Annotated in this window: 10 protein-coding genes; 2 read left to right on the top strand and 8 right to left on the bottom strand. The window is 40.7% G+C overall.

Annotated features, from left to right (window positions below):
- Positions 1–49: 49 nt before the first annotated feature.
- Positions 50–502 carry a MarR family winged helix-turn-helix transcriptional regulator gene (locus tag MKX49_RS09000; RefSeq protein WP_048682413.1) on the bottom strand — a complete coding sequence of 151 codons (453 nt, stop codon included), beginning with the start codon at positions 500–502 and terminating at the stop codon, positions 50–52.
- A 122-nt stretch (positions 503–624) separates the two neighbouring features.
- Here MKX49_RS09000 and MKX49_RS08995 point away from each other — a divergent pair, with 122 nt between their 5' ends.
- Positions 625–1065, top strand: coding sequence for a GNAT family N-acetyltransferase (locus MKX49_RS08995; protein ID WP_340876153.1), 441 nt, complete (start codon positions 625–627; stop codon positions 1063–1065).
- A 345-nt stretch (positions 1066–1410) separates the two neighbouring features.
- On the opposite strand, the gene MKX49_RS08990 is transcribed toward MKX49_RS08995, so the two are convergent.
- Positions 1411–2679, bottom strand: a complete 1269-nt coding sequence (locus MKX49_RS08990; protein ID WP_340876152.1) for an erythromycin esterase family protein — start codon at positions 2677–2679, stop codon at positions 1411–1413.
- Between the two features lie 29 nt (positions 2680–2708).
- Entirely contained in the window at positions 2709–3062 is a 354-nt protein-coding gene (locus MKX49_RS08985; RefSeq protein ID WP_323598157.1) for a hypothetical protein, read from the bottom strand.
- Between the two features lie 304 nt (positions 3063–3366).
- On the opposite strand from MKX49_RS08985, the gene MKX49_RS08980 reads away from it, so the two are divergent.
- Positions 3367–3855 (top strand): divergent PAP2 family protein, encoded by a 489-nt coding sequence (locus tag MKX49_RS08980; protein ID WP_134782410.1) that lies wholly within the window; start codon positions 3367–3369, stop codon positions 3853–3855.
- 202 nt (positions 3856–4057) lie between these two features.
- Here the strand turns inward: MKX49_RS08980 and MKX49_RS08975 are convergent, their stop codons facing one another.
- The 5 genes from MKX49_RS08975 to xsc all read right to left on the bottom strand — a co-directional run bounded on the left by MKX49_RS08975 (position 4058) and on the right by xsc (position 10265).
- Positions 4058–4765: a GntR family transcriptional regulator gene (locus tag MKX49_RS08975; RefSeq protein WP_034312712.1), complete on the bottom strand. Its 708-nt coding sequence runs from the start codon at positions 4763–4765 to the stop codon at positions 4058–4060.
- A 251-nt stretch (positions 4766–5016) separates the two neighbouring features.
- The gene (locus MKX49_RS08970; RefSeq protein WP_340876151.1) at positions 5017–6069 is read right to left on the bottom strand and encodes a YeiH family protein; all 1053 of its coding nucleotides are present in this window, start codon (positions 6067–6069) and stop codon (positions 5017–5019) included.
- 33 nt (positions 6070–6102) lie between these two features.
- Positions 6103–6852, bottom strand: a complete 750-nt coding sequence (locus MKX49_RS08965) for a PIG-L family deacetylase (protein ID WP_340876150.1) — start codon at positions 6850–6852, stop codon at positions 6103–6105.
- 152 nt (positions 6853–7004) lie between these two features.
- Positions 7005–8357, bottom strand: coding sequence for an aminotransferase (locus tag MKX49_RS08960; RefSeq protein WP_218013328.1), 1353 nt, complete (start codon positions 8355–8357; stop codon positions 7005–7007).
- A 144-nt stretch (positions 8358–8501) separates the two neighbouring features.
- On the bottom strand, positions 8502–10265 hold the full coding sequence (gene xsc, locus MKX49_RS08955) for a sulfoacetaldehyde acetyltransferase (RefSeq protein WP_054396365.1): 1764 nt from the start codon (positions 10263–10265) through the stop codon (positions 8502–8504).
- Positions 10266–10343: the final 78 nt, after the last annotated feature.

Genomic DNA, 10343 nt, shown 5'->3' with positions numbered 1-10343 from the left:
GAAGGAGGCTCAATTCCTAAACGGAGTCGAGCCTCTTTTTTATTATGTATCAATACCCCCTTTTATTTCCCTTTTTCACAAATTCCCAATCTACCTCAATATTTTTTCTAACCCTTTGAAGAAGATGAAGCATCGTTTCCGTTTCTTCCAAAGAAAATCCAGATAACGCAACCTTGTCAGTATACTCCCCTTCTTTTTTCAAATAAGGATAGACCTTTTCACCTTTATCGGTTGCATATAGCTTTTTAATTTTTTTGTTTTCCTCATCATTTTTCTTCTCGATTAACCCTTGTATTTCAAGTTTTTTAATGGCACGAGCTGCTGTCGTTCGGTCTACCTTTATCATTTCTGCTAACTTTTCCTGAATGATACCTGGGTTTTCACATATTCGAACAAGATACAAATACTGCCCTTTTGTAAGGTCAAATTCTTTAAATTCGATATTACTTATAGAGTCCAATGCCCTTGCTATCATTCCAATTTCACGGAGTATTTCCTTCATACAAAAAGCCCCTGACTTTTTTGTTGTATTTACAACAAAAATAATTTCATTTATACTAATATAGGATATACATTTATTATGACTTGTCTTTTTAAATAAATCTAGAAAAGGGATGAAGAACATTGGATTCAAAAAGAATAACTACTGAAAATGATTTAAAAATAGCCTTTCATATCAGAAAAGAAGTATTTGTCGAGGAACAAGGTTTCCCATTAGAATTTGAATTTGATGAATTCGATACACTTAATGCTTTATCTGAACACATATTAGTCTATTATAATGAAAAGCCAGTCGGAACTGGAAGATTAAGAGTTGTTGATGGGTTAGGTAAATTGGAGAGAATTTGCATCTTGGAGCCTTACCGTAAATTTGGTCTCGGGAAAATAATACTTAAAACGTTGGAAGAAATTGCAAAGGAACAAGGTATTACTCAGGTTAAATTACATGGGCAAACACAGGCAGAGGGCTTTTATAAAAAACTCGGCTATCGGACTTCATCCGAAGTCTTTATGGAAGATGGCGGTCCACATCTATTAATGATAAAGGAATTGGTTAACGAATAAGTGTTAAATGTGAGTGAACAAAAATAACCTTTGATGGGGATCATACTATTAACACTAGGTTGTTCTTTAACCATCCAACAGACAATTCTCTTTTAAAAGGGCAAAGAACAGAATGATTACTCTATTAACTTTGTATTGTGAATTATACCCCGGATAAGGGAAATACATAAAAAGTGTCCCTTATCCCACACTTTTCGGCTCTTCTAAATAAAAGGAAAGTTTGGTTTACAAGTTTCAGATTTACATTTAACCCCAAAATTACTCGGCCATATTTTTCATTTTATGAGAGATATACACGAACAAAAAGACGAAGCTGTTTATAACATAAACGGCTTCGTCTTTTTGTTACAGAACGGGTGCTTTTTCTTGAACGAGCGGGTGAAGGGCCTGGGTTTCATCAATATAAATAAAAGCATCGTATCTATCTGACATTACAGAAGGAACATAGTTACCATATTGTTCATATTCCGGTCTGTATACAACCCCAATCGCCCGATGTCCAATCCTCCCTTGGAATAGCTGACGATTTTCATCGGTGAAAATGAGCAACTTATCATAAGCCCCCGAAAGGTGCATCGCCTCCTCCCAACTTCCCTTCATTGCCGGGGGGACCGTTTTTATTTCGAAATCCATGCCCCACTCCTCTGCTGCTATAACAGTTCCTCTATAGGTTCCGAAACCAGTGATAAATACATCTTCAGACGGGTTTTGTTCACGAATGACCTGGCCGACATTAATCATCCCGGAATCTTTCATATCAGTAGCGCTGGCGTCACCAACATGGGTATTATGTTCCCATACAATGGCCTTGCCTTCAGAGCCGTAAAAATCCATAATTTCATTAAGTGCATCAACCATATGCATATCTCGAATATTCCATGATCTATCATCATGGACGACCATGGTCCTGTAATAATTTTCGGCATTGTATGCTACCAATGCATTTACTTGAAGATTCAAATTCAATTCTTCGTGATGGGGGTATTTTTCTTTTTTTCGTTGAATAGTCGTCAGTAATTTGGCTACTTCCTCTATACAGTCTTCCGAAAAAATGCCTGCAGAAACTGCATACTCCTCGTTATTCCGATTGAATGGCTCAAAACAAGTGAACGCCTGTCTGGCTGCTTCAAGGTCAGTTGAATCAATTTGTTTTAAGTAACGGATAACTTCATCCATGGATTCCCAAAGACTGTAGATATCTATCCCATAAAATCCAACTTTCGTTTGATTTTGTCCAGACTCATTGTATTCTTTCATCCATTCAATCAGGTCGATCATTTCCTCGTTTGCCCACATCCAGGTCGGCCAGCGGTCAAAACTTTTTAGCACATCCTTTGCGGATTTAGTCACTAGGTCATAGCCTTTAACATACCTATTTATTGCCTGGCAAGCGGGCCAATCGCCTTCAACTGCTACAAAGGTGAACCTTTTTTCTTGAATCAGCTTTTTTGTTATTTCAACTCGGGCCGTGTAAAACTCGGATGTCCCATGTGATGCCTCACCCAGCAAAACAAATTTTGCATTATGAACTTGTTGAATGAGCTTATCCCAATCTGCTTCACTTGTAAGCATGACTGATTGTTCGACTATTGACTGAACAAGATTATGTTTCACCGTTTATCCTCCTTATTATCTTACGAACATTATCGTTTGTACTCGGCATTATAAGAATTGGAACCTGCGTGTACGGACAGTAAAGTATCAGCGTATCCCACTAGACGATTTATAAGTTCATCACAAATAGAGTAAACCAGCTGAAAATTTTCTTCCTCAAATAGAACAGGGTCATCCAGTATGATCGTGGTGTTAATGAACATATCTTTGTTTCCATATAGATTGTAGTGAACTATAGCCTTTCCAGCAGCTCCCCCTGTACCTGGATCATTGAAGCCAGGTATGAAAACGAACCATTCTTCTGCAGTAGCGGACCTGAAGTTTTTTGTGAAAGACATTCTCTCGGTTACCGTCATGATCTTTTTTATCTCTTTCGGATTCATATCCTTGATCTTGTTCATTCCATTGCCACCTTAAAACCATGTTAATTATCTTCCGTTATATATTTTCCTTAAGGTTCCCATCCTATAAATATTAATATGAAATAGTGACCTTTTCCTAAAAAAACAAGCCTGAATCCACCTCGGATATGATGCTTCAGCTGAACTCGAACACAGCAAAAAGTGATATCATGATTCATTCATCATGGAACTGTGCATATAAAAAATATTTTTGGGGTATCAAAAGAGGGAAGATAAATTCCCGGATTGGGTTGGGTTGGACTGGTCTGGAGTGGAGGAGTTGCTCATGGAAAAGATGAATCGGGGAATTTTAACGGCGCTGTCGGCGATTGGCATTGCGCAAGGGCTGAAAATTTTAACGCATTATAAGCTGACGGGAAAGTGGGACTCGAAACAGGCTTTCACAACAGGTGGCATGCCTAGTTCGCACTCTGCGGGAGTGGCCGCCCTGGCATCGTATGTGGCAGCGAATAAAGGATGGCTGCATACGGAAACATCGCTTGCGACAGTTTTTGGCGTGATTGTGATGTACGATGCTCAGGGGATTCGCCGCCATACAGGCGAAATCGCTAAGCTCGTGAATGATCTTGAAGATAATATGGCCAAATTTTCCGGAGAGTTTCCGAGCTTTGAGTATGTTGAGCGTGAGAAGGAACTGAATGAACTGCTCGGACATCAGCCTGTGGAAGTGGGAGCAGGTGCGTTGCTGGGAGTTGCCCTTGGGCTTATTTCGGCTAAATTGGAGGATGGCAAGCCCTCAAAACCGAACGGCTGAAAACGGTGGGCAAGCCTTAATCCTTTAGCTCTTGAGGTAAGTACATAATTTGAATATAACAATAGGTTAATTTAAAACATGCCTATATCATTAACATCGGCATATTCTACAATAAAAATCGTATTATTGGAACCCGGTAGATTTGAAAATGACCTAGGCCTCTCAACTCTCTTAGAAAGGCTTAGGTCATTTTATGCGGAATTCAATTCTTCCGGGACATTTTCATTGCGAATGAATACATATCCGATCGGAATAACCCTTTATAATATTCTACTAAGTTACCATCAGAATCAAAAATCATTCGTTCTGTAATCAGTAAGCACATCGTTTCGGCTATACCCAAATGTTCTGCATCTTCTTTTGTTGGAAAGCCGCAGGTTATGATTTGTTCCGCTTCACAAAAGTCAATGTTCAATTCACCTTCGAGTGCATCATACAATACGGTTGTACTTAAATCGAATTTCGTCAATTTTTTTCCTAGGTCCAAAGAATAATAATGCAATTCAATGGCTATTGGGACATCCCCCTGTAACCGCAGCCTTTTAATATGGTAAGATTCATCCTCAAACCCATTTGCATCAGCTATATTTTCAGGTGTCATTACACGGCCATGATCTAGCAGTTTAATCCCCATGCTTTTAGTGGTTTCCGTAAAACTTATCATCTTAAGCCATTCTTGCACAGGTTTAAGGGAGACGAACGTTCCCTTCCCATGCCTCTTTTCCAATATTCCCTCACGAACCAGGATGGAAACGGCTTCCCGTACAGTGCTCCTGCTGACAGAATACATATCCATCAGTTCCCTTTCACTCGGGATTTTGTCTTTATAATAACCTTCCAAAATTTGATTTTCCAATATGGTTTTCAATTGAGCATGTAAAGGGATTGGATTTTTAAAGTCTAGCTCCATAAAATTTCCTCCAAACAGAAAAAGACATCATAATGTTCGTATCAGTTCTTATATTGTAAACCAAATAGTTATAATATTCAAACATGCCAGCGTTCAATTTTTCCCTTAAATTAGGATTATGTTGAGTTTCCAGCGTTCATATACCGTTTTCCTTCGAGTGAATAAAAAAAACCTGAATAGCTCTATGTATTCAGGGCTTATCCTATATGCAACCTTCATCACATTTTCAGGCATATATGAAAGCTTATATATTAAATGATAAAGTACGAAATTATGGAAAGCAGCAAAGAGGTAATGGTCATGGCCAAAAGAGGACGCATGGCTTTTGTTCGCAGTGCCTGCAGGCTAACATTCAGTCCAAGACCGATCATGGCCATAGTCAATATAAATGTAGTAGCTTTGGAAATGCCATCCATTACGAGAGGTGAAACCGTAATGTAACTTCCAAACACATAACTTCCTATTAGGCTCATGAATATAAAACCAACGAGGAACCATGGAAAATCAATTTTGGCATCATGGCCCATTTTCCCGGATGTTCGCTTTTTCATCCAATACATAAAAATGAAACATAAAGGGATGAGTAAAAAGACACGGCCCAATTTGGCGAGGAGTGCAATCGCTAGCGCATCTTCACCAGCCGGTGCTCCTGCCAAAGCAACATGGGCGATTTCATGAAGACTGATTCCAGACCAGATTCCATAATCCAAAGCAGATAGCGGAAGGATCGGACGTAAAAGTGTATAAACAATGGAGAAAAGGGTTCCCATTAAAGCGATTATCCCGACGCCTATGGCTGTATCCTCTTCCTTCGCTTTCACGATTGGAGATATTGCCGCGATGGCTGCTGCACCGCATATCCCGGTTCCTACAGCAAGAAGAAGGGAAATGGAAGAATCTGCCTTAATCCACTTTGCAATCAGGACCATCACGACTATGGCGAATGTTACTGTCCCTATGTCACGTACCAATAATGGCAGTCCCTGATTAAAAATCACATCGATATTTAATTTCAATCCGTATAAAATAATGGCAAAACGCAAAAGTTTTTTTGCGGAAAATTCGATTCCCGTCCGGAACTTTTCTGGATATCCCGCAATTTGACGATAAATCACGGCAATGATGATCGAGCATGCAAGTGGACCGATTCGATCGAATCCTGAAATCTTCGACAGCCCCAAGCCTAAGAGGGCAATGAAAAAAGTGAAAGCGATACCGCTCAGCCACAAAAGCACCTTATTTTGAAGTGGGTTTTGCTGCACCTGAGGTGTTTCTTCCAATGGCTCATATTTTTCTAATTCCATACATTCCTTCCCCCTTTCCAGATAAACTAAATATCATCCCATCCTTTCAATCGTTTGAAAAAAATCGGTTTCTTCTAGATTAGGAAGTGAATTCCCTTTGATAAAATACTCGGATTCCTTTAAAAAAGGCAAGCTTGGATTTTGATTCGTCCACAATTCAGGAACCGCTAAAGTCTGGGAACGATGTGACCTTAAGGCACGGATTTTTTTCTTTAAAGTCCCTGCTATATTAACTTCTGTGACACTGCCCGGCCCGTTTTCCTTTAACCATTCATCATAAAAAGCATGCCAAAGGACAAAGTACAAACTATGAACCTTAATAGCTGGAAATAATGGATCTGGATAAAAATCGGGATCACCGGAGTTTAAGAAAGCAAATGCGGCAGCACGGCCAATCGCACAATGGTCTGGATGCCCCCCGTATTTCTCATGGAATGTAATTAGTGCATCCGGTTGAACATCACGAATCACCTTTACGATTCTCTCCGCCAATAAATCGAAGCTTTCAAATTCAATCGTTTTATCCCTTACGTTTAAAAATCGCAGGTCACTGATCCCCAATTCTTCACAAGCTCTTTTTAACTCCTCCACCCTTAGTTCTGGCAATGCCTCCCTTGTTGTTACAATGGGATTTCCCATTCGTCTGCCCATTTCACCTTTTGTCGCACATAGTAAAGTTATCTGAACACCTCGCTCAGACATTTTAGCAATGGTTCCCCCACACAGGAATGACTCATCATCGGGATGTGCCAGAACCACCAATAACCTTAGTTGTGATTGCATATTTCCTCCTGTTTTGGATTCCCCAGTTTTCCCACACTGTTAGACTCAAAATGAAAAAATGGACATGGATGTCAAATCAGCTAGACATATCATGCCCATCTTCATTTTTTTCTTCTATATAGATAGCACCCTAAACCTTATCCTCTTTTTGATTAGCATAATTCACATAAAACGGATTTAACCGTTTCTATGACAAAGCGTAAATCTTCAACGGTCGAAGATAAAGGCGGTGCAATGATGAGTACATTACCATATCCAGGAACCGTATCACCATTACGTCCGATGATAAGTCCCTTTGCCTTGCAAGCCCCGATTATTTTACCCATGAACTCTTCGGAAACAGGCGTTTTTGTCTTTTTATCTTCCACTAATTCAATGCCATATAAAAACCCAACTCCCCGAACTTCCCCTACTTTATCCAGGGCTGTCAATTCAAAGAGCGCGCTTAGTGTCGATTCACTAAGTTCAGATACTCGTTGAACGATGTTTTCATTTTCCAAGATTTCAATGTTCTTTAGCGCAACTGCACAAGATGCAGGGTGGCCTCCATATGTTGACACATGCCTGAAATGATTTAAATTTCCGTTGTCTTTGAACTTCTCATAAATCCTGGAATTCACTGCCGTTGCTCCAAGTGGAAGATAACCGCTGGTCAAACCCTTTGCCATCGTAACAATATCCGGTTGAACCCCATCTGAGTGCATGAACCCAAACATTTTTCCGGTTCTTCCAAAACCTGAAACCACTTCATCCACAATTAATAGAACATCATGCTTCTTACAGATTTCCGAAACCCTCGTTAAATATTCTTTTGAAGGAATAAGGACCCCGCCACCAGAGATGAATGGTTCAAGGATAACACCCGCTACCGTTTCAGCTCCTTCAAAGTTAATGACCTGATCGATATATTCAGCTGCAAGCAAATCGGAGTTTTCAACGTTTTCCCCAAACGGGCTTCGATAACTGTACGGGGGTGGAACATGCAGGAAACCTGGAACCGCCGGATCATATTTCACTCTCCGATTAGCCTGTGCAGTTGCGCTGAGCGCGCCAAAAGTATTGCCATGATAAGCTCTATACCTTGAGATGAACTTGTATTTACCCTGATTTCCATTTTGGGAATGATATTGCCTGGCTATTTTAAAAGCTGTCTCATTCGCCTCAGAGCCGCTGTTCGTAAAAAAAGTTGTATAAGGGCCCTTTAAATGTTCACTTATTTTTGCAGATAATTCGATTGCCGGCCTATGACTTAATGTTAAAGGGAAGTAAGATAAGTTAATCATTTGTTCATAGGCTGCCTGGGCAATCTCTTTTCGTCCGTGACCAAGGTTCAAGCACCATAATCCGGAGACACCATCTAAATATTTATCCCCTTTAGTATCTGTGAACCATGAGCCGGATCCTTCTGTAGCCATCATGGGAGCATCCTTCTCATTATAGCGATGCATCGCATGCCATAAATGGTCTTTATCCATTTGAACAAGGTCTTTCGTTTCAGTTTCCATCTTCACTTTTGAAACCCCCTTATTATTCATTGAATGCAACTAAGTTAAGTTCCCATGCTGTTACAGACCTTTTAAAGTGAATTGGTGATGGTGCGATGACCCAAATCGTTCATCAAGTCATCGCAGCTGTCCTATCACCTTTTCTTATTTATCCCAGTTTTTATGATCTAAATGAGAATATTTTTCTAATAATCTAGTAGGCATTTTTAATGCATCTTTTCTAAATGGCGGAGCCAATTGTGTTCCATCCACTTGTATATCAATGACAGTCGGTTTGTTTGATTTTATTGCTTTTTCAATGACAGCGCCTAACTCGTCTGCTTTTTCCACCCTAATACCTACAGCACCCATTGATCGGGCAACTTCTGCAAAATCAGGATTTTGGATATCGGCCCCTACAAAACGGTTATTATAAAAATCGACCTGATTCTTTTTCTCTGCGCACCAAGCATTATTATTGAAGACACATGCTATGACCGGTATGTTTTCTTCAACGGCCGTACTCACTTCATGTAAGCTCATGCCCCACGCGCCATCTCCAACAATGGCTATAACAGGCGTATTCGGCTCAGCTAATTTGGCACCTAGTGCAGATGGGTATGCAAATCCAGTATTCCCGAATGTAAGCGCAGCGATATGCCTGCGTCCCTGATTGAATTTCAAGTAAGCGTTTGCAGTTGAAGATACATTACCGATATCTGTAGTAACGATGGCATTTTCAGGCAACACTTTTGTCAATTCCAATAGGGCCCGACGCGGATTGATCGGGGTTCCATCGATCATCGCAAGATTCACCAATTCTTCTTCCCATTTTTGTTTTTCATTCGTAACTTCTACTATCCGCTCTTTTTCTTGTTTTAGGTTTGGTTTATTAGCCTTCAACCGTTTCAAGATTTCACGACTCGCTTCGCGGGCATCTCCGATGATCCCCACTTCCACAGGGTGCGTCCTCGCTATTTGCCTTGGGTTAATATCAATTTGGATGATTTGCGCATCTTTAGGGAAATAATCAATGTCATAGCATGGTAACGTTCCAAATACCGATAATCTTGTGCCTACCGCCAATATGACGTCCGCTTTCTTAAGTGTATTCATGGCAGCCTTTGAACCCATGTAACCGATTGGGCCGACTGACAATGGATGATCAGCAGGAAAAGCATCATTATGCATATATGAGACAGCTACCGGAGCCGTTAAATATTCTGCCATATTCTTAATTTCCTCAATGCCATCTGAATCAACCGTTCCCCTACCGGAAATGATCACCGGATACTGTGCCTCGGCTAAAATTTCTGCCGCTCTATCCAAGGATTCAGAAGACCCGCAGCCCCTTTCATCCACGCGATATTGATGTGGTTGAAGTATTTGATCTTCCACTTCACCATAGAAGTAATCACGAGGGATATCGAATAAAACCGGTCCCCTCTCGGCATAGGCAATCCGAAACGCTGTCCTTAGGCAATCAGCGACCCGTCCTGGGTGTGTCACTCTAACCGTTTCTTTCGTGATTGCCTTGAAGATGGAAACCTGATCGCATTCCTGAAAACCATCCCATCCAACTGTTGGTGTACCAGCTGAAGGTGATATGACCACCATTGGAGTATGAGCTTGATTGGCCGCTGCGACAGAGGTGACCATATTCGTCATTCCAGGTCCGTTTTGCCCGATGACAACTCCTGCAACACCAGAGACACGACAATAAGCATCTTCCATATGTGCTGCACTTTGTTCATGGCGGACACCAATGAAACGAATGCCTGCAGTTGGCAATAAATCAAGCATATCCATGAAAGCAGATCCCAAAATTCCCGAGATATGTTTAACTCCCTCGGCCACTAATGTCTCAACGATGGCTTCACTTGGTGTCATTTTTACTTTCGTACCTCTTAACATTTTTGTTTCGACCATAGCACATTCTCCTTAATTAAATTTATTTCTGATAATGACGTTACGACGTCCGTACCAGTTATAAGATGTATAATACTA

The sequence above is a fragment of the Peribacillus sp. FSL M8-0224 genome (assembly GCF_038003055.1).
In the GTDB taxonomy this organism is placed as follows: domain Bacteria; phylum Bacillota; class Bacilli; order Bacillales; family DSM-1321; genus Peribacillus; species Peribacillus frigoritolerans.
The sequence above is the reverse complement of the archived record's forward strand: the minus strand, read 5'-3'. Positions and strand labels throughout refer to the sequence as shown.